This window comes from Streptomyces sp. NPDC005863 (genome assembly GCF_042871345.1).
Classification (GTDB): domain Bacteria; phylum Actinomycetota; class Actinomycetes; order Streptomycetales; family Streptomycetaceae; genus Streptomyces.
Map to the genome: position 1 here is coordinate 384,105 of NZ_JBIAII010000001.1, position 19,619 is coordinate 403,723.

The 19,619-nt window shown below is 69.2% G+C and carries 15 protein-coding genes and 1 pseudogene; 12 read left to right on the forward strand and 4 right to left on the reverse strand.

Features of this window, described 5'->3' with window-relative positions; all coding sequences use genetic code 11:
- Positions 1-204: 204 nt before the first annotated feature.
- A complete protein-coding gene (locus ACFYO9_RS01625) occupies positions 205-795 on the forward strand; it encodes a TetR/AcrR family transcriptional regulator (RefSeq protein WP_358779272.1) in 591 nt (196 codons plus the stop codon).
- On the opposite strand, the gene ACFYO9_RS01630 is transcribed toward ACFYO9_RS01625, so the two are convergent.
- The gene (locus ACFYO9_RS01630; RefSeq protein WP_358779271.1) at positions 776-964 is read right to left on the reverse strand and encodes a hypothetical protein; all 189 of its coding nucleotides are present in this window, start codon (positions 962-964) and stop codon (positions 776-778) included. The two genes, ACFYO9_RS01625 and ACFYO9_RS01630, sit on opposite strands and share 20 nt — an antisense overlap.
- Before the next feature lie 98 nt (positions 965-1,062).
- On the reverse strand, positions 1,063-2,523 hold the full coding sequence (locus ACFYO9_RS01635; protein ID WP_355802652.1) for a cation:dicarboxylate symporter family transporter: 1,461 nt from the start codon (positions 2,521-2,523) through the stop codon (positions 1,063-1,065).
- A 362-nt stretch (positions 2,524-2,885) separates the two neighbouring features.
- On the opposite strand from ACFYO9_RS01635, the pseudogene ACFYO9_RS01640 reads away from it, so the two are divergent.
- From ACFYO9_RS01640 to ACFYO9_RS01670, 7 genes and pseudogenes are all read left to right on the forward strand, one after another.
- Positions 2,886-4,499: pseudogene (locus ACFYO9_RS01640) on the forward strand (ATP-binding protein); the annotation flags it as partial.
- A gap of 455 nt (positions 4,500-4,954) precedes the next feature.
- Entirely contained in the window at positions 4,955-5,638 is a 684-nt protein-coding gene (locus ACFYO9_RS01645) for a response regulator (RefSeq protein ID WP_358779270.1), read from the forward strand.
- 178 nt (positions 5,639-5,816) lie between these two features.
- Positions 5,817-7,184 carry an extracellular solute-binding protein gene (locus tag ACFYO9_RS01650; protein WP_355802656.1) on the forward strand — a complete coding sequence of 456 codons (1,368 nt, stop codon included), beginning with the start codon at positions 5,817-5,819 and terminating at the stop codon, positions 7,182-7,184.
- Positions 7,185-7,350: 166 nt separating this feature from the next.
- Positions 7,351-8,307 carry a carbohydrate ABC transporter permease gene (locus tag ACFYO9_RS01655; RefSeq protein WP_388665902.1) on the forward strand — a complete coding sequence of 319 codons (957 nt, stop codon included), beginning with the start codon at positions 7,351-7,353 and terminating at the stop codon, positions 8,305-8,307.
- Positions 8,308-9,180 carry a carbohydrate ABC transporter permease gene (locus tag ACFYO9_RS01660; RefSeq protein WP_358779269.1) on the forward strand — a complete coding sequence of 291 codons (873 nt, stop codon included), beginning with the start codon at positions 8,308-8,310 and terminating at the stop codon, positions 9,178-9,180. It begins immediately after the preceding gene.
- Between the two features lie 177 nt (positions 9,181-9,357).
- A complete protein-coding gene (locus ACFYO9_RS01665; RefSeq protein ID WP_358779268.1) occupies positions 9,358-10,017 on the forward strand; it encodes a hypothetical protein in 660 nt (219 codons plus the stop codon).
- Positions 10,014-11,039: a hypothetical protein gene (locus tag ACFYO9_RS01670; protein WP_358779267.1), complete on the forward strand. Its 1,026-nt coding sequence runs from the start codon at positions 10,014-10,016 to the stop codon at positions 11,037-11,039. Before ACFYO9_RS01665 ends, ACFYO9_RS01670 begins: the two co-directional genes overlap by 4 nt.
- Before the next feature lie 64 nt (positions 11,040-11,103).
- On the opposite strand, the gene ACFYO9_RS01675 is transcribed toward ACFYO9_RS01670, so the two are convergent.
- Positions 11,104-11,544 carry a winged helix-turn-helix transcriptional regulator gene (locus tag ACFYO9_RS01675; RefSeq protein ID WP_388665905.1) on the reverse strand — a complete coding sequence of 147 codons (441 nt, stop codon included), beginning with the start codon at positions 11,542-11,544 and terminating at the stop codon, positions 11,104-11,106.
- Positions 11,545-11,631: 87 nt separating this feature from the next.
- Here ACFYO9_RS01675 and ACFYO9_RS01680 point away from each other — a divergent pair, with 87 nt between their 5' ends.
- Positions 11,632-12,447 (forward strand): NAD(P)H-binding protein, encoded by an 816-nt coding sequence (locus tag ACFYO9_RS01680; protein WP_355802661.1) that lies wholly within the window; start codon positions 11,632-11,634, stop codon positions 12,445-12,447.
- A gap of 68 nt (positions 12,448-12,515) precedes the next feature.
- Here ACFYO9_RS01680 and ACFYO9_RS01685 read toward each other — a convergent pair whose 3' ends face one another.
- The gene (locus tag ACFYO9_RS01685; RefSeq protein ID WP_355802663.1) at positions 12,516-13,304 is read right to left on the reverse strand and encodes a dienelactone hydrolase family protein; all 789 of its coding nucleotides are present in this window, start codon (positions 13,302-13,304) and stop codon (positions 12,516-12,518) included.
- 117 nt (positions 13,305-13,421) lie between these two features.
- On the opposite strand from ACFYO9_RS01685, the gene ACFYO9_RS01690 reads away from it, so the two are divergent.
- The 3 genes from ACFYO9_RS01690 to ACFYO9_RS01700 all read left to right on the forward strand — a co-directional run bounded on the left by ACFYO9_RS01690 (position 13,422) and on the right by ACFYO9_RS01700 (position 19,585).
- Positions 13,422-14,021 carry a hypothetical protein gene (locus tag ACFYO9_RS01690; protein WP_358779266.1) on the forward strand — a complete coding sequence of 200 codons (600 nt, stop codon included), beginning with the start codon at positions 13,422-13,424 and terminating at the stop codon, positions 14,019-14,021.
- A gap of 123 nt (positions 14,022-14,144) precedes the next feature.
- On the forward strand, positions 14,145-14,672 hold the full coding sequence (locus tag ACFYO9_RS01695) for a S1 RNA-binding domain-containing protein (protein WP_388665908.1): 528 nt from the start codon (positions 14,145-14,147) through the stop codon (positions 14,670-14,672).
- 392 nt (positions 14,673-15,064) lie between these two features.
- Entirely contained in the window at positions 15,065-19,585 is a 4,521-nt protein-coding gene (locus ACFYO9_RS01700) for a DUF6531 domain-containing protein (protein WP_358779393.1), read from the forward strand.
- Positions 19,586-19,619 lie beyond the last annotated feature (34 nt).

Consider the following 19,619-nt stretch of genomic DNA (forward strand, 5'->3'; position numbering starts at 1 on the left):
CAGAGCCACCGAAGCCTCACCCTTCCCTGCTCCCCGTTTACTTCCTGTCTGTCCGGTGACCTTGCACAGCACTGTGCAATTACACACGACTGTGCAACTTACGCCATTGCACAGTCACGTGCAAAACGGGTGGAGAGCGCCCCAAAGGAACCCCGCGGGCAAGCGCCGGGAACCCCTCCCCGGGCCGCGTGCACAATGGAGCGCATGAGCCGAGCCGACGCCAACCGCCGCCGCATCCTGGAGGTGGCCCTCGCCGAGCTGCTGCGCGATCCGGACGCGTCCATGGACCAGATCGCGCGCACCGCGGGCGTCGTGCGCCGGACGGTGTACGGCCACTTCCCCAGCCGTGAGGCGCTGATCGGCGCGCTCATCGACGGCGCCGTCGAGGCGGTCGCCGCGGCCCACGCCTCGGGGCGGGCACGGTCGGACGACCCCGCCGAATCGCTCGCCCACTCGATGGTCGCCGTCTGGGAGATCGCCGACGGCTACCGCCTGCTCGTCGCCCTGGCGCAGCGCAGCGTCACGATGGAGGGCATCCGGCAGCGCCTCGCCCCGGTCCGCGCGGAGTGCGTGAACCTGCTGCGCGTCGGCCACGAGGACGGCTCGTTCGCCTCCCCGCTGCCGCCCGCCGCCCTCTCGTACGTCCACGAGCAGCAGCTCTTCGGCCTGATGGAGGCCGTCAACGACGGCCTGCTCGACCCGAAGGACGCGGGCCTGGCCGCCGCGTCGACGGCGCTCCTGTCGGCGGGGGTGCCGGTGGAGCGGGCGCGGGGGATCATCGCGGCGCTGGCGTGAGCCGACGACGTCCCGGCCGCGACTTCCCGAACGTGACCTCCGCCAACTGCGGCAGCTCGGCGAGAGCGGCAATGCCGCCGACCTCGGGGACCTTGGAGACGTACACCTTGGTGAGCGCCGTCAGAACCGTCGACGCCAGCCGCACCAGCACCATTTCGAGCCCCTGCATCGCCGCCCCGCCTCCGCTCCCGCGCGGGGACGACGCACGCCCCCGCGACGGTGCCCGCGGGGGCGTGGGCGGGAGAGAGGGAAGAAAGGGGGCGAGGGTCAGACCTTTGCCGGCTCCTTGCCGTCGTCACGCTGCTCCGGCACGGCGTCCCCGTCCGTGCCTGCGTCCACGCCCGCGTCCGTACCCCTGGCCTCGCCTCGCACGCCGTCCCGGTCGTCCTCCGCGCCCACCGGATCCCCGTGCCCGTCGTCCACCAACGTTCGCTCGTCGAACGGGAGGTGGCCGGCGAGTACCGCCGTCACCCGTTCCTTGTCGACCTCCTTGGTCCACGTGCCGATCAGCAGCGTGGCCACGGCGTTGCCCGCGAAGTTGGTGAGGGCGCGGGCCTCGCTCATGAAGCGGTCGACGCCGATGATCAGGCCGACCCCGTCGACCAGCGCGGGCTTGTGCGACTGGAGGCCGCTCGCGAGGACCGCGATGCCCGAGCCGGAGACGCCCGCCGCTCCCTTCGACGCGATCATCATGAAGAGCAGCAGCGAGATCTGCTCGCCGATGCCGAGCGGCTGGTCCATCGCGTCGGCGATGAACAGGGACGCCATGGTCAGGTAGATCATGGTGCCGTCGAGGTTGAAGGAGTAGCCCGTCGGCACGGTGATGCCGACGACCGGACGGCTGACCCCCAGGTGCTCCATCTTCGCGATCAGCCGCGGCAGCGCGGACTCCGAGGACGAGGTGGAGAGGATGAGCAGGAACTCCCGGCCCAGGTACTTGAGCAGCTTGAAGAGGTTGACCCCGGTCACCAGGCGCACCAGCGTGCCGAGCACGACCACGACGAACAGCACACAGGTGACGTAGAAGCCGATCATGATCGTGGCGAGCGCCTTGAGCGCGTCCACGCCGGTCTCGCCGATGACGGCCGCCATCGCGCCGAACGCGCCGATCGGGGCGGCCCACATGATCATGCCGAGTACGCGGAAGACGAGCTTCTGGATGTGTCCGATGCCGCGCAGCACGGGTTCGCCGGAGCGTCCCATGGCCTGCAGCGCGAAGCCCACGAGCAGCGCGACGAGCAGCGTCTGGAGGACCTCGCCCGTGGTGAAGGCGGAGACGACGGTCTTGGGGATGATGCCGAGCGCGAAGTCGACGAGGCCCTTGTCCGCCTCCTCGGCCGCGTCGTGGCCCGCGCCCTTCTCGGACTCGGTGAGGTCCATGCCCGAACCGGGGTGCAGGATGTTGCCGACCACCAGGCCGATGGCGAGTGCGACGACCGACATCGCCATGAAGTAGCCGAGCGCGAGCCCGCCCACCTTGCCGACCTTGGCGGCCTTGCGCACCGAACCGACGCCGAGCACGATCGTGCAGAAGATGATCGGCGAGATCATCATCTTGATCAGGTTCACGAAGCCGGAGCCGACGGGCTTGAGCTCCTTGGCGAAGTCCGGCCAGATGAAGCCGACGGCGATGCCGAGCAGGACGGCGCCGATGACGGCGATGTAGAGGTAATGCGTGCGGTCCCGCCGGGCGGCGGGTGCCTTGTGCGGGTCAGCCGTGCTGGTCACGGGGCCCTCCTTGAACGACGACGTCGGCGTTGCGGTGCCTGCAGTGCGTGCGGCTCACGTCCTGGGCGGTCCGGGCGATCCCGGCGACTATCTCCTGCCCTGTGAGGGCGGTCACCCTTACGTTCATTTAGTTCGCGCTTGTACGAGCGCCGGGGCGCTTCCTGCGGCGGCAGGCACTCGTACGGGTCGCCGGTGGGGCGGCGTTGGTGGGACGGGGCGGCCGGTGCGGCGGCGCTCGTGGGACGGGGCGGCCGGTGCGGCGGCGCTCGTGGGACGGGGTGGCCGGTGCGGCGGCGCTCGTGGGACGGGGCGCGGCAGGTGCAGCCGCTCGTACGCGAAGGGTGACGAGGCAGACTGGCAGCATGTCCCGCATCCCTCCCGCCCGGCCGCGCCGGCTGCCCCGCAGTCTGGCGGGCCAGCTCTTCGCGATGCAGATCGTGCTGGTCGCGGTGGTGGTCGCCGGGTGCGCGCTCTTCACGTACCTCAGCGACAAGCACCAGGCCGAGACGAGCGCGCGCCGCCAGGCGACCGCGGCGGCGCGGGCGGTCGCGGACTCCCCGTCGGTACGGGAGGCCGTACGCGGCAGCGACCCCTCCGAGACGCTCCAGCCGTACGCGGCGCAGGTGCAGCGGGACACCGGCGTCGACTTCGTCACGATCATGGACAGGAACGGCATCCGCTGGACGCATCCGGACGAGCGGCGCATCGGCGAGCGCTTCCTCGGCCACCGGGCGGCCGCGCTGCGCGGCGAGACCTTCACGGAGACGTACACGGGGACGCTCGGCCCGTCGGTACGGGTGGTCACGCCGATCTGGGACCGCCCCGCCGAACGGGACGGCCGGGTCGTCGGCCTGGTCAGCGCCGGCATCACCATCGAGGAGATCACCGCGAACGCCCGCGGCCAGCTCCTCGCGCTGCTCGGCGTCGCGGCGGCGGCGCTCGTGCTCGGCGGCATCGGTACGTACGTGATCAACGCGCGCCTGCGCCGCAGCACGCACGGCATGAACGCCGCCGAACTGAGCCGCATGCACGACTACCACGAGGCGGCGCTGCACGCCGTGCGCGAGGGCCTGCTCATGCTGGACGGACAACGACGGGTGGCGCTCATCAACGACGGCGGCCGCGAGCTGCTCGGGGTGGCCGGCGAGCCGGTGATCGGCCGCAACGTCGCCGAACTCGGGCTCCCCGCACCGCTGACCGGCGCGCTGCTCGCCGCGGAGCCGCGGGTCGACGAACTGCATCTGACCGCCGACCGCGTGGTGGTCGTCAACACCTCCCCGGTGACGGGCGGCGAGCGGCGCGGCACGGTGGTGACGTTGCGCGATCACACCGAACTCCAGGCGCTGGCCGGTGAGTTGGACTCCGAGCGCGGCTTCACGCGGGCGCTGCGGTCGCAGGCCCACGAGGCGGCGAACCGGCTCCACACGGTGGTGTCCCTCATCGAACTCGGCCGCGCGGACGAGGCGGTCGACTTCGCCACGGCCGAGCTTGAGCTGGCGCAGGCGCTGACCGACCAAGTGGTGGCCGCGGTGAGTGAGCCCGTCCTCGCCGCGCTGCTGCTCGGCAAGGCGGCGCAGGCCAACGAGCACGGCGTGGAACTGGTCGTCTCGGACGACAGCAGCATCGACGACGGCGTGCTCCCGGAGGCGCTCTCCGCGCGGGACCTGGTGACGGTGCTCGGCAACCTCATCGACAACGCGGTCGACGCGGCGCAGGGCTCCCCGGCGGCGCGGGTCACGGTGACGGCACGGGCGGACGAGGCGGGCCTGCGTCTGCGCGTCGCGGACACGGGTCCCGGGGTCGACCCCGCGCAACGCCGGGCGGTCTTCGAACGCGGCTGGTCCACGAAGGCGCCGACGGGCCGCGGCCTGGGCCTGGCCCTGGTCCACCAGACGGTAACCCGCAACGGCGGCACGCTGACGGTACGGGAGGCACGGGAGGGCGGAGCGCAATTCGAAGTAACGATCACCCCGACGCCGACGGCTACCCCGCCACGGGTCATGGGTACGGGGGCCACCCCGACGCAGAGCACCGCCACCGGGGCCGCCCCTGCCCCAGCACAGAGCACCGCCACCGAGACCGCTCCCGCCCCGGCACAGAGCACCGCCACCGAGACCGAGGTCGCTCCCGCTGTGGGCAAACGTTCCGCATGGCGGAACGGGTGGGCACAGCCCCCGGTGCCGGGCACGGACAACGGTGGCACCGACCGAAGGACGACGCAGGGCCCAGCCCTGGCGCCGCGCCCAGACAACCGTGGCACCGACCGAAGCACGACACAGGCCCCACCCCCGGCGCCGCGCCCAGACAACCGTGGCACCGACCGAAGCACCACGCAGGGCGCAACCCCGTTGCCACGCAAGGAAAACGACGACGCCCCCGAGCCCGCAATGGGCTCGCCCCGGGATGACAGAAGCGATCACGGAGGCGCCCAGTGATCCGCGTACTCGTAGTCGAAGACGACCCCGTCGCGGCCGACGCCCACGCCCTCTACGTCAACAGAGTCCCCGGCTTCGAGGCCACCCCCCGCCCCGCCCACTCCGCCGCCGAGGCCCGCCGCGTCCTCGACCGCACCCCGGTCGACCTGATCCTCCTCGACCTGCACCTGCCCGACGGCCACGGCCTCCAGCTGGCCCGCTCCCTGCGCGCCGCCGGCCACCCCGCGGACGTGATCGCGGTGACGTCCGCCCGCGACCTGGCCGTCGTCCGCGAGGGCGTCTCCCTCGGCGTCGTCCAGTACGTCCTGAAGCCCTTCACCTTCGCCACCCTCCGCGACCGCCTCACCCGCTACGCGGAGTACCGCTCGGCCGCGGCGGAGGGCGAGGCCACCGGCCAGGACGAGGTGGACCGCGCGCTCGCCACCCTGCGCGCACCGGGCCCCGCCGCCCTGCCGAAGGGACTCAGCGGCCCCACCCTCGAACGCGTCATCCGCACCCTGCGCGCCGCCCCCGACGGCCTGACCGCCACCGCGGCCGCCCAGTCGGCCGGCCTGTCCCGCATCACCGCGCGCCGCTACCTGGAACACCTGGTCGACACCGCCCGCGCGGCCCGCAGCCCCCAGTACGGCCACGTCGGCCGCCCCGAACTCGTCTACCGCTGGCTCACCGCGAGCGACTGACCCCCTGACCGGCCCACCCCGGGCGCCTCACCAACGTACGTCCGACAACAACGTTGTCACGTTGCCGAAAAGCATCAATTCACAGCCTCCGCAGGGGCATTGACCTTGCTCGGAGCGCGCCCGTACGTTCACCGGGCAACCCGCGTGGCGACCCGGCCGCGCCGGCCCGTAGGAGGTCGTGCCCGTGCGCCCCACCCCCACCCGCCTGCTCCTCACCGCCTCCGCCCTGCTCGCCGCCGCCACCCTCACCGCGTGCGGCGGCGGCTCCGGCGACGACCCCGACACCGTGAAGGTCTCCTTCAAGCAGTCCACGGACAACAAGATCAAGGTCACCGACACCTACCTGGACGGCATCAAGAAGCAGTTCGAGAAGGAGAACCCCGGCAAGAAGGTGAAGCTGGTGCCGATCAAGGCGCCGGACTCCGAGTACTACACCAAGCTGCAGCAGATGATGCGCTCCCCGAAGACCGCCCCCGACCTGGTCTACGAGGACACCTTCCTGATCAACTCGGACATCACCAGCGGCTATCTGAAACCACTCGATCCCTACCTGAACAAGTGGAAGGACTGGGATCAGTTCGTCGACACGGCGAAGACCGCGGCGAAGGCAGCCGACGGCAAGACGTACGGCGTACCGGACGGGACCGACACCCGCGGCCTCTGGTTCGACAAGGCGATCTTCAAGAAGGCGGGCCTGCCGGCGAACTGGCAGCCCAAGACCTGGGACGAGGTCCTCGACGCGGCCCGCACCGTGAAGAAGAAGGTCCCGGACGTCACCCCGCTCAACGTCTACACCGGAAAGCCGGTGGGCGAGGTGGCGACGATGCAGGGCTTCGAGATGCTGGCGTACGGCACCGGCAAGGACCCCCTCTACGACCCGAAGGCGAAGAAGTGGATCACGGGCGGCAAGGGGTTCAAGGACTCCCTGAAGTTCGTGGAGACCGTCTACAAGGAGAAGCTCGGCCCGGAGGTCTCCGACGCGCTCGACCCCAACTTCGCCACCCGCGTGCGCGGTGAACTGCTGCCCGAGGGCAAGCTCGCGATCAACCTCGACGGTTCGTGGCTGCCGCAGGACTGGGGCAAGGGCGCGGGTCACGAGTGGCCCGAGTGGTCGAAGAAGCTGGGCCTCGCGGCGATGCCGACCCAGCACGGGCAGGCCCCCGGCAAGGTGAGCATGTCCGGCGGCTGGACCTGGTCGATCCCCACCAAGGCGGACAACCCCGACCTGGCCTTCAAGTTCATCGAGACGATGCAGACGAAGGCCAACGCCCAGAAGTGGTACATCGCCAACTCGGGCATCGCGGTCCGCAAGGACGTCGCCGCCGACCCCGCGTACGTGAAGGCGCAGCCCGGCATCAAGTTCTTCACGGACCTGGTGGCCTCGACGCACTACCGGCCCGCGTTCCCCGCGTACCCGAAGGTCTCCACGGCGATCCAGGAGGCGATGGAGTCGGTGACGACGGGCGACACGTCGGTGGCGGACGCGGCGAAGGGGTACGACGAGGAGGTCGACGCGGCGTCGGACGGCGAGGTCGTCGAGCGGTAGCGCACGCCGCGTACGGACGCCACCGTACGAGCAACAGCACGCACCGCACGGACGCCACCGTACGAGCAACAGCGCGCACCGCCACCGTCGAACCGAAGCCCGAAGCTCTAAGCCCGAAGCCCCAAGCCCCAAGCCCGAGCGAGCCAGAGAGTGAGCGTGCCCGTACGTGACCACCGCATCCTCCACGGGCCCCGGCGGCGGCGTCGCCAAGACGCCGCACCGCGGACCGGGCCCGGCCGCCGCCCCGCCGGGCCGCAGGGCGCGCGCCCGCCGCGGCCTGCTGCGCGCCCTGCCCGTCTCCCCCGCCGTCATCCTGCTCGCCCTCTTCCTCGCGGGCCCGATCGGCTACTGCGCGTACATCGCCTTCACCGATCTCCAGTTGACCGGCCAGGCCGAGTCGAGCTTCGTGGGGTTCGACAACTTCCGCGAGGCGTTCGGCGACGAACGGTTCCTCAACGCGGTCTGGCTCACCCTCGTCTTCACCGTCCTCTCCTCCCTCATCGGCCAGAACACGCTGGGCCTGGCCCTCGCCTCCCTCATGCAGCACGCGTCCAAGCCGGTGCGCACCCTCACCGGCGCGATCGTCGTCACGGCGTGGGTGCTGCCGGAGGTCGTCGCCGGCTTCCTGCTCTACGCCTTCTTCCGCCGCGAGGGCACCCTCAACGCCGTCCTCGACTTCCTCCATCTCCCGTCCCAGAACTGGATGTTCACGCTGCCGATCCTCGCGGTGTCGTTCGCGAACGTCTGGCGGGGCACGGCCTTCTCGATGCTCGTCTACTCCGCCGCCCTGAACGAGATCCCCAAGGAGATCACCGAGGCCGCCGAGGTCGACGGCGCGGGCGGCTGGCGCCGCATGTGGCACATCACGCTGCCGATGATCCGCCGCTCGATCGGCACGAACCTCATGCTCAACACCCTGCAGACGCTCTCCGTCTTCGGCCTGATCTGGGTGATGACGCGCGGCGGCCCGGGCAACGACAGCCAGACGCTGCCGCTCTTCATGTACGAGCAGGCGTTCCAGAAGAGCATGATCGGCTACGGCACGGCCGTGGCGCTGCTGCTGCTCCTGGTCGGCTCCCTCTTCTCCCTCGTCTACATGCGCCTGCTGCGTACGGAGGTCTGAGTGCCCGCCAACTCGAAGGTCTCCCCCAACAGGCCCGCGCGCAGGCCCCGTTCACGCCGCAGGGCGCACCGGCTCGCGGCCGACGCGGGGCTGCTGGTGGTGGCCGCGGCGTTCGTCCTGCCGCTCGCCTGGGTGGTCCTGTCCTCCTTCGACCCGAAGGCGGACCTGCGGGTGCGGCTCCCCGACAGCCTCACGCTCGACAACTACGACCAGGTCCTGACCCCCGAGATCACCTTCACCCCGCTCCTCAACAGCCTGCTCCTGTGCGGCGGCGGCACGCTGCTCACGGTGGTCTGCGCGGCCCTGGCGGCGTACCCGCTCTCGCGCTACCGCTCCCGCCTGAACCGCCCGTTCATGCTGACGATCCTCTTCGCGACGAGCCTGCCGATCACCGCGATCATGGTCCCGGTGTACGCGCTCTTCGTGCAGGTCGACCTGATCGACACGATGCAGGGCACGATCTTCTTCTTCGCGGCGTCCCAACTCCCGTTCGCCATCTGGCTGATGAAGAACTTCATGGACGGCGTCCCGAAGGAGCTCGAGGAGGCGGCGTGGACGGACGGCGCGTCGTCCTTCCAGTCCCTGCTGCGCATCGTGCTGCCCCTGATGGGCCCGGGCGTGGCCGTGGTGACGGTCTTCTCCTTCGTGATGATGTGGGGCAACTTCTTCGTCCCGTTCATGCTGCTGCTCACTCCGGAGCAGATGCCGGCGTCGGTGAGCATCAACGACTTCTTCGGCAACAAGGGGACGGTGGTCTACGGCCAGCTCGCGGCGTTCTCGATCCTGTACTCGACGCCGGTGATCCTGCTGTACGTACTGATCTCGCGGAAACTGGGCGGAGGCTTCGCGCTCGGCGGGGCGGTGAAGGGCTGAGTCCGGACTTGCGGGCGCGCGCATCTCCTGCTCCCTCCGGGCACAGAACTGTGACATGAATTCGCGGCGATACGTCCCGCGCGCCCCTTTCGTGGGCACACATCTCTCTGGCGAGGGGGCCGGGCCCGCACTAGCGTGCTGAGCTCGCGCCCTCTCCCACCTCGCCAGGAGCCGACAGTGAACCGCCCTCTCCGCCTCGCGACGGCCGCACTCACCGCGGCCGCAGCCCTGCTTCTGACGTCCTGCGGCAGCGACGACGACACGTCCAAGGACGACGACAAGATCGCCGGCGCGGACAGGGGCGGCGAGAAGTCGTCGTCACCGAGTGGGCCGGCGGCCTCGGCGGACCGGCCGAAGATCGAGTTGCCGGCGGATCTGACGTACGAGTTCGAGTGGTCCAAGACGGGCGACAAGACCAAGGACGCGGTCCTGGCCGACACCGAGCAGTACCTGAAGGCCGTCGACCTCGCCATCGCCGAGCAGAAACCCCTGCACAAGGCCTACCGGTTCTACTCGGAGGGCGACGCGGCGGCCGGCAGCCAGAAGTTCGTCCAGGAGTACGTGGACTACAAGGACCGGATCACCGGCACCAAGCGCTACTTCAACGCACGGGTGGACGTCACGGGCGGCAAGACGGCGGGCCTCGTCTACTGCGAGGACCAGCGCAAGGCGCACAACAAGAGCTTGAAGACGGGCAAGACGGAGAAGGCGTCGGCGCCGTCCAAGGACGACTTCGTGCTCTACAGCAGCCGACTGCACGTGAACGACCAGGGCGTCTGGATCACCGAGACGACCACATCCGACCGGGGGAATGCCACATGTCAGCCACAGTCATGAGAAGGAAGCCACTCGTCGTCGCCGGGGCCCTGGCGATGGCCGCGACGCTGCTCCTCTCGGGGCCCGTGTCCGCACGGACCGGCCACGGCGGCACCACCAACGGCGACGCCACGGGGCCCACCAAGGACGGCGGCGACGGCTCACTGACCGCCACCGCGGGCGGCATCAGCTACGACGAGTCCAAGAACGGCTCGGGCCCCAAGTCCGGCATCATCGCCCCGACGGGCGGCGATTACTCCCCGCCGCCCTGCTGGTACGGCCCCGCGTACACGCCCGCCCAGTTCAAGAAGGAACGCGAGGCGGTGTGGTCGGTCGACTCCACGGGCTCCCAGTGGGACCTGGAGCAGCGCAAGCGTTACGTCGACGGCGAGCCGTACAAGAACTTCAACCTCGACAAGGCCGGCAAGGGCTACTGGTGGACGGAGTTCCCCAACGAGACGTACCCGCCCGGCTGGGACAAGTGCAAAGAGCCGACGTTCTGGGTCGACGAGAACGAGCCACCGCCCGCGGACATCCCGGCCATCGACCCGGAGATCCTGGCGAAGCTCGCGTACGCCAGGATCCGCGTACCCGGCACGAAGGTGAAGCTGGCGCCCGAGGGCGCGACCAAGGTCAACCTGCCCACCTGGGCGTGGCTGGACGGCGCGGAGTTCAAGCCGGTGTCCGTGACAGCGAGGGTGGACGTCCTGAACATCGAGGCGACGACCACGGCCGAGCCGATCTCCCTCAAGATCGACCCCGGCACGTCGGATGCGGAAACGTACCCGGCGAACGGCGTCTGCGACCTCGTCGGCGACAAGATCGGCACGCCCTACGCCAAGGGCAAGTCGAAGGAGACCCCGCCCTGCGGCGTGAAGTACCTGCGCTCGTCCGGCGACGGCACGTACCCGCTGAAGGCGACGGTCACGTGGAAGATCCACTGGACGGGAACGGGCGTGAACGGCGAGAAGCGGCTTCCCGACGGCGAGTTCGGCGCGGAGCAGGACGTGGTGGTGGAGGAGGTCCAGTCCATCAACCGCTGACGTCACACGTCGAGGTCAGGCCCTGACACATGACCGGCCCATGCCGCAGCAGCGGACCAACGGGTCAGCGGATCTCGTTGTCGGGATGGTCGCCGTCGTACGCACCGCGGGCCCGCGCGATGGCGTCCCGATGCTCCAACGACCAGTCGGCGAGCGCCTTGACGAGATGGGTGAGGCTCGCCCCCGTCTCGGTGAGGCGGTAGTCGACCTGCGCGGGAACGGTCGGATACACGGTCCGCAGCACCAACCCGTCCCGCTCAAGCCGCCGCACCGTGAGCGTCAGCATGCGCTGCGAGATGCCGTCGATCGCGCGCTGGAGCTCCCGGAAGCGCCGCGGCCCGCCGGCGAGTTCGACGATGACCAGGACGGACCACTTGTCCCCGACCCGGTCGAGGACGTCACGGATCCCGCAGTCGGGGTGCTCGGGCAACCCGCACGGTTCGAGTGCGGCGGCACCGGCCCCGCCGGGACCCTGCGTGGTTACACCGGTGTGCCTCACTGACACGAAACTGCCTCCTTGTGAGCCGCTGTCGGCCGGTTCAGGATCTCACCGTAGTTACCGGAGAGAACCACGGCAGGAGACGAACCGACCATGATCATGGTGACCGGCGCCAACGGACAGCTGGCCTCCCGCACGATCCAGGAGCTGACGGAGCGCGGGGTGCCCGTCCTGGGCGGCACCCGCACGCCCGCCACCGGGCAGCGCCACCTCGACTTCGACGATCCGGCGAGCCTGGACCTCTCCGGCGTCTCGACCCTGGTCCTTGTCTCGGCGGGGTACGCCGAGGACGACCGCATCGTCGCCCGCCACCGCTCGGTCCTCGACGCCGCACGCCGCGACGGCGTCACACACGTGGTCTACACGAGCCTGACCGGCGCGGGAGACCATCTCGGATTCGCACTCGCGCACCGGGTCACCGAGCGGATGATCCGGGCGAGCGGCCTCGCGTGGACGATCCTGCGCAACGGGCTCTACGCCGAGTTGTTCGGCGCCCTGCTCACGTGGACGCCGGAGGGCCTGGAGTCCCCGTTCGGAACCGGGGCCCTGGCCGCGGTGGCCCGCACGGATCTGGCCGCAGCGGCAGCGGTGGTGGCGGCCTCCTCGGCCGCACACACCGGCAAGACCTACGACTTGGTCGGCGAGCCGATCACGGCAGCCGGCGTCGCCGCACGCCTGTCGGTCCCCCACCGGGACATGAGCCTGGGCGCCTACCGCACCCGCCTGCTCACGGACTCCGCCCTGCTCCCCTTCCAGCCCCCGCTGCTGGCGTCGATAGCGACGAGCGTCCGCCACGGTTTCCTCGACACCACCACATCCGACCTCCCCCGCCTGCTGGCCCGCCCCCTGACGGACCCCCTCGACACGGCGGCGACCACGGCGGCGGCGATGCGCCCCGTCAAGCACTGACACCGCCATCGCCATCGCCGCCGATGCGAGAGAGCGCGAACCCCGGAACCATCAGCTGCTCGACTGGCTCAAGCCAGTGGAGCCCGCAGCTCCTCGCGGAAGAGCCGCACGACCCGCTCCCACGACGCGTCCGCCGCCGCCTTGTCGTGCGTCTCGTACCCCGGGAAGAAGAAGGCGTGCGCGGCGTCGGGGTGGACCGTCACCTCATGGCGTACGCCCGCTGTCGTGAGCGCCCGGCGGACCGCGTCGACCTGGGCCGCGTCGATGACGTGGTCGCGTTCGGCGAAGAAGAGGGCGAGGCGGGTGTCGTGCGCCGCGATGGCGGCCGTGTCGTCGAGGAGCGGGGCGGGGCGGCTGAGCGCCGTGCCGGAGGTGGGCAGCCAGCCCGGGTAGTAGATCGCGGCCGCCGCCAGGGGCAGCCGGGTCGCCGCGAAGTAGGCGAAGTGGCCGCCGAGGCTGAAGCCCAGCATGCCGGTGCGGTCCGCGGCACCCGCGTAGGTGCGGGCGTACGCGGCCGCCGCCCGCAGGTCCGCCTCGACCTCGTCCCGGGTCATCCGGGCGACCAGTTCGAAGGCGTGGGTGCGGTTCGCGTCGGAGTGGGGGAAGCCGTCCGCGGAGTCCGGGTCGGTGCGGTGGTAGAGGTTCGGGACGATCGCCACGAAACCGAGGGCGGCGACGCGGCAGGCCACGGCACGCGCGTCCTCGTTCACGCCCCACAGCTCCGTGCCGACGAGGACCACGGGGTGGTCGCCCGCGGTGGCGGGGCGAGCCAGGTAGGCGGACATGCGGGTGGATGCGCCGGGCACCTCGATGACCGGCTGCTCGTCGACGACGTCAAACTCATGTTCGTAAGTCACGGCGGGACTGTGCCACGGTCTGCGCCCGAACGCAGGGGTTTTGACCAATTCACGCCCACCGTGCGCGCTCCGCTCGATGCCACGACACCGGCGGGCCCGGCAGGGCAGGGTGAGGAGGTGAACGAATCGTGGGGGATGGTGGCCGCCGCTGTGGCGGCAGGCGTGTTCAGCATCGTCGGCGTACTGCTCGGGGTCTTCGTCGGCCGCCGGCAGGTGAGCGCCCAGGCGCAGGTCGAGCACCGGCAGTGGCTGCGCGGCCAACGGATGCAGGCCTACGTGGAGTTCCTGCGGGCCTGGGACGTCGCGATGGGGGCACTTTCGGACACGCGAGAAGCCTGGCAGGAGGAACGGGACGCGGCCGGCCGGCGGGGCGGTGAGGACGGGGAGGGCGCGGCGGACGAACTCACCGCGTGGATGCAGGTCCGGGTGGCGGAACGGGTCGACGCCGTGGTCGCAGCGGCGAGCGATGCCGCGGAGCGGGCCGTGCTCGTGGCCACCCCGGCCCTGGAGGAGCAGATCGGCGTCGCGCTGCACTCCCTGATGCTGCTCAGTTCCGGACTGCACCTACGAGCACGGCACCGCCCTGCCGAGCCCCAGTGGGAGGCGTGGAACAGGGGAGCCCTGGAGGCGGTGGAGGCGCGCAGGGCGTTCTTCCGGCTGGCGAAGGCGGACTTGGATTTCGTGCCGGGGCCGGGCGCCGCTCCTCCGATCGCGTAGCCGACGGGCGACCCGGCGCGTCCGGCCCGATGACGTCCGGTGGATGAAGTACACGAAGACTGCGCGTGGCCCGACTGATCCCGAACACCAAGTGATCCACCACGCCTCGACAGGAATAGCAGAATGAGCAGCAGCGAAAATGCATCAACGAGAGCAGTTCTCGAATCCCTGCAACCGGGACAAGTGTGCAAGGGACCTGTATCCGCCGTCACTTCCTTTGGTGTTTTCGTGGACCGGGGCGGTGCAGTCGGCCTCATCACCGTGGCCAACCTGTCCTGGCAGCGCTTCGAGCACCCGTCGGAGGTCGCCCGCGTGGGCGACGAAGTCGTCGCGTCCGTGCTGAGCGTCGACCTCGACCGGGAACAGGCGTCACTCTCGCTCAAGGAGTTGCTGCCCGACCCACTGCTCGCTTTTGCACGCACGCGATTCGGTGAAGCAGTGGTCGGATCGGTGACCAAGACCACCCCCATCGGTTCTTTCGTTCACCTTGAGGGTGACATCGAAGGACTCCTGCCCCTCTCCGCCATCGAATCGTCCGGAATCAAGGCCGAAGTCGGCGATTCGCTGGCGGTGCGCGTGGATTACGTCAATGTCGCCATGCGCCGGATCACGGTGTCCCTGGCAGACGCCACCGACGGCAACGGCTCGTGAGAGCGGATCACCACGCCGTAGGAACACGCCTTAGTCGCCACCCCGCAGCCGCCTACGGTGTGCCCGCGCAATCGAGCCAACCGCCGCACCACCCTCACCCTCCGGGGCAGCCCACGCGCGGGCAGCCCACGCCCCCCTTCAACTTCCCCACCGCCCGGCGCCTTCGCGAGACGCTCACGATGGCGCCCGGGCACGTCGCGACCACGGCGGCGCTCCGCTCCGGCGTGCGCTGACGCGGATACAGAGCACGCCCATGACTGGCCTCGACTTCCCGATCCGACTTCCTGCGTGCGCATTCATTCGATAACTTCGCTTGTGCATACGGATGCTGGCGGGGCGAATGAGGTGGAGGAAGTCGCATGGGGGGCCATCGGCCGTCGGACTGGCACGTCTTGGACCTGGAGAAGGATCCGACGCCTGGCGACCCGCACAGGGTGCGGTCCCTGGCCAAGAACCTGCACGACTTCTCCGACGACGTAGGCCGCGTACTCCGCGACATCAAGGGGATGGCGGGCGAGGACGCGATCCTCAAGTGGGCGGGCAAGACGGCCGACGCCTTCACGGAGAAGTTCGAGGACGCCCCCGACAAGCTGAAGAAGCTCAAGAAGAGCTACGAGATGGCGGGCGACGCGCTGGCCGCATACTGGCCGGAGCTGGAGCGCGCCCAAACCCTGGCGGACAAGGCTCTGGTCAAGGGCCGCGAGGCGCAGGCGGACCTGAGCAGCGCCAAGTCCCGCCTCTCCTCGGCCGATTCGTGGGTGGAACGGGCTGGCAAGGAAGCCGACAAGTACAAGGACGACGGCGACAAGGGCAAGGACGTGCCCAAGCCGGACGAGTCCAAGGTCCGCGCCGCCACCCGTAACGCACACTCGGCGGAGAAGGCCCAGAAGTCCGCCCAGGGTGACGTGGACTCCGCCAAGAGCGCCCTGGACGCGGCGAAGAAGATGGCCGAGGACGCCCGCAAGATGCGCGAGGAGGCCGCGGGCACCGCCAAGCGGAAAATCGACGAGGCCTCCGATGCGGGCATCCAGAACCGCAAGTGGTGGGAGGAGATCGGCGACTGGGTCAGCGACAACTGGGACACCATCGTCGCCGTCTGCAAGGTCGTCGTGGCAGTCGTCGGCGTCATCGCGATGATCATCGGGGGGCCGATCCTGGCTGCCATCGTCATCGTCGCCGGCGCGATCGTCCTGGCCGACACCTTGAGCAAATATGCAAAAGGTCAAGCCACGTTGATGGACGTGGCGTTCGCGGCCATGGACTGTGTGCCCGGCATGAAGGGCCTGACTACCGCCGCGAAACTCGGCAAGGGGCTCAAGGGCCTCAAGGGCGGCCTGAAGGGCTTCAAATCGGCCCGTACCGCTCTGAAGGACGGCGCCAAGGGCGCGTACAACCGCGTCAAAAGCAAGATCAAGGGCTGCGGCGACCCGGTCGACGTCGCCACCGGCCAGATGTTTCTGACCGAGACCGACATCAGCCTGCCCGGCACCCTCCCGCTGAACTTCACCCGTCGGGTCGCCTCGGGGTATCGCAGCGGTGGTTGGTTCGGCCCCTCCTGGACCTCCACCCTCGACCAGCGCATCGAGGTCGACGAAGACGGCGCAGTCCTCGTCACAGAAGACGGCATGCTCCTGGCTTATCCGCACCCGGAAGGTCCCGAGGTCGCCGTCCTGCCCGAGGCGGGCCCTCGCTGGCCGCTTTTCGGCCTGGTCGGCGGGGGGTACCGCGTCACCAACCCGATCACCGGGCACAGCCATCACTTCGCTCCCCCCGATGCTGGTGTGGCCCTGTTGGCGCGCATCACCGACCGAAACCAGAACAGCGTCACCTTCGACTACGACGTGGCAGGCACTCCGATCGCGATCCGGCACTCGGGCGGTTACCACCTCCGACTGAGCGTGGACGGCGAGCGAGTGACCGCCCTGACTCTGTTGGGCTCAGGTCCGGACGGTACAGAGACGACCATCAAGCGCTACGGCTACGTCGATGGCAATCTGACTTCGGTCACCAACTCCTCCGGTCTGCCGATGCAGTACATCTACGATGATCAACTGCGCATCGCCATTTGGACGGACACCAACCGGACGAGTTACTCCTACGCCTACGACGAGTACGACCGCTGCCTGACTCAGTCCGGCGAGTCCGGCCATATGAGCGGCAGTTTCACCTATGACGCAGTCGACCCTCGATGGCATGGATGCCGAGTCACGGAGTACACCACCTCGACGGGCGCGGTGTCCCGCTTCGTCGTGGACAGTGACTGCCTGATCGTCGCTGAGGTCGATCCGCTGGGCGAGACCACGCGGACCGGCTACGACGCACAGCATCATGTCGTGTCCCGAACGGATGCACTCGGTCGGACAACCGTCTTCGAGAACAACGCTCTGGGACAACCGACCAAGATGGTCCGCCCAAACGGTTCAGCGATTGCCTACACCTACAACAGACTCAATCTGGTGACCGCCGTTCGCATGTCAGACGGCACCGCATGGCAGCAGACCTACGACGAGCGCGGTAACCGGACGGCCGTCATCGACCGGCTCGGGGCCATCACAGAATTTCGTTACGACGCATCCGGGCACAACACCGGCTTCACCGACGCACTGGGCCATACAACGGCAGTGCGGTGCGACCCCGCGGGCCTACCTGTAGAGGTCACCGACCCCCTGGGGGGTCGTAATCGATGGGAACGGGACGCGTGGGGCCGCCCTCTGTCCTTCACCGACGCTTCGGGGCACACCACTCGCCTCAGCTGGACCACCGAGGGCCACCTGGCCAGTCGCTGTGCTGCGGACGGCGCCACCGAGACGTGGACGTACGACGGCGAAGGCAACTGCACCAGTTACACCGACCCCATGGCGCACAGTTATCGCTTCGAATACACGCACTTCGACCTGCTGTCGGCCCGTGTCGACCCGAACGGCGCGCGCTACGAGTTCAACCACGACTCCGACCTGCGCCTCACCCAGGTGGTCAACCCACTGGGGCTCACGTGGACCTACAGTTACGACCGCGCGGGCCGCCTGAAGTCCGAGACGGACTTCGACGGACGGACGCAGACCTACACCCACGATGGGACCGGCAAGCTGACGTCCCGGACCGATGCGCTGGGCCAGACCATCCGCTACGAGTACAACGCCCTCGGTCAGATGTCCCGCAAGGACGCGGAAGGTCACGTCACCATCTTCGCCTACGACCAGATCGGTCAGCTCGAACAGGCTGCCGGTCCCGACACCGCGCTTTTGTTGTCGCGTGATCGGTTCGGCCGCCTCCGTTCCGAGACGGTGAATGGTCGTACTATCTCCCACACCCACGACGACCTGGGACGCCGTACGGGGCGCAGCACGCCCACCGGTGCGTCCAGTACATGGGAGTACGACGAAGCCGGGCGCCACATCCGGCTGACGGCGTCGGGGCGCGTCTTCGACTTCGCCCACAGCCCGACGGGGCATGAGTTGAGCCGTCGGATCACCGCACTCGGCCCACAGGCGAGCACCACTCTCGACCGCGCCTACGACGTTCGCGGGCGGCTCACCCAGCAATCACTGAGCACCGGCGGTGACGGCCCCCTGCTGCAACGCGCCTACGCCTACCGTGCGGACGGCAATCTCATCGGCATCGAGGACCAGTCGGCAGGTTCCCACAGTTTCGAGCTTGATGTGACCGGCCGGGTGACCGAGGTCCGCGCCACGGGGTGGTCGGAGAGTTACGCCTACGACGAGGCCGGGAACCAGACATACGCCACTTGGCCGTCCGCCCACCCGAGCAGCGAGGCCACGGGCCGACGCACGTACACGGGCACGCGCATCAGCCGGGCCGGCAGCGTCCGCTACGAGCACGACGAGCTCGGCCGCGTCACTCTGCGCCAGAAGAAGCACTTGTCGCGGAAGCCGGACACCTGGCGCTACAGCTGGGACGCCGAGAACCGCCTCGTCTCCACCACGACGCCCGATGGCACATTGTGGCGTTACACCTACGATCCGCTCGGCCGCCGCACCGCGAAACTCCGCATGGGCGCCGACCGCCAGACCGTTCTGGAACGTACGGACTTCGTCTGGGACGGCAACACACTCTGCGAACAGACCACCACATCCGTCGATTTGCCGAACCCGGTCACCCTCACCTGGGACCACAAGGGCTCGCATCCCATCGCTCAGACGGAGCGCATCACGACGGCCGAGGCTGCTCAGGACGAGATCGATTCTCGCTTCTTCGCGATCGTCACCGACCTCGTCGGCACGCCCACTGAACTCATCGACGAACGGGGCAACGTCGCCTGGCACGCTCGCAGCACGCTCTGGGGCGCCACGGCCTGGCCCGCGGCCAGCAGCACCTACACCCCCATACGATTCCCCGGCCAGTACCACGACCCTGAGACCGGGCTGCACCACAACCACTTCCGTCACTACGACCCGGAGACCGCGCGCTACGTCACGCCCGACCCTCTCGGACTCACGCCGGCCCCCAACTCGGGCGCTTACGTCCACAACCCCCACACGTGGATCGACCCTCTCGGACTCACGCCCGAGTGCGTGGAGGACGAACCGTTCAAGCTCTACCGGGCCCCAGGGAAGGGGAACAGGTCCAGGGAGGCCAACGGGTTGGATCCAGACCTCCACCCCGATACGCCGCAGGGTGGTGCGGGAACCGCCTATCTGGGCGAGAGCGACAAGGTTGCCCACAAGTACGCCGAACAGGGGACCCACGAAGACGGATATCACATATTTACCATGAAACCAGGATTCAAGGAGGCATTCCCGGATTCGGTGAAGCCAGCCTATCGGCGCACGCACGACAATAGACCCGACGAATTCCAATGGGTCATCCCCAGAGAGGACATCCCAAAGTTCAATTCGTACATAGATGACGTCCAGTGGGTGAACTACCACCAAGGCTACACGTGGCCCGACTGACCCCGGACATCTCGAACACCAAGTGGTCCACCAC

Bases quoted from the DNA above. Each gene is read 5' to 3' on its own strand.
- ACFYO9_RS01625 (WP_358779272.1), top strand. From the start codon at position 205: ATGAGCCGAGCCGACGCCAACCGCCGCCGCATCCTGGAGGTGGCCCTC.
- ACFYO9_RS01670 (WP_358779267.1), top strand. From the start codon at position 10,014: ATGAGAAGGAAGCCACTCGTCGTCGCCGGGGCCCTGGCGATGGCCGCG.
- ACFYO9_RS01680 (WP_355802661.1), top strand. From the start codon at position 11,632: ATGATCATGGTGACCGGCGCCAACGGACAGCTGGCCTCCCGCACGATC.
- ACFYO9_RS01695 (WP_388665908.1), top strand. From the start codon at position 14,145: ATGAGCAGCAGCGAAAATGCATCAACGAGAGCAGTTCTCGAATCCCTG.
- ACFYO9_RS01630 (WP_358779271.1), bottom strand. From the start codon at position 964: ATGCAGGGGCTCGAAATGGTGCTGGTGCGGCTGGCGTCGACGGTTCTG.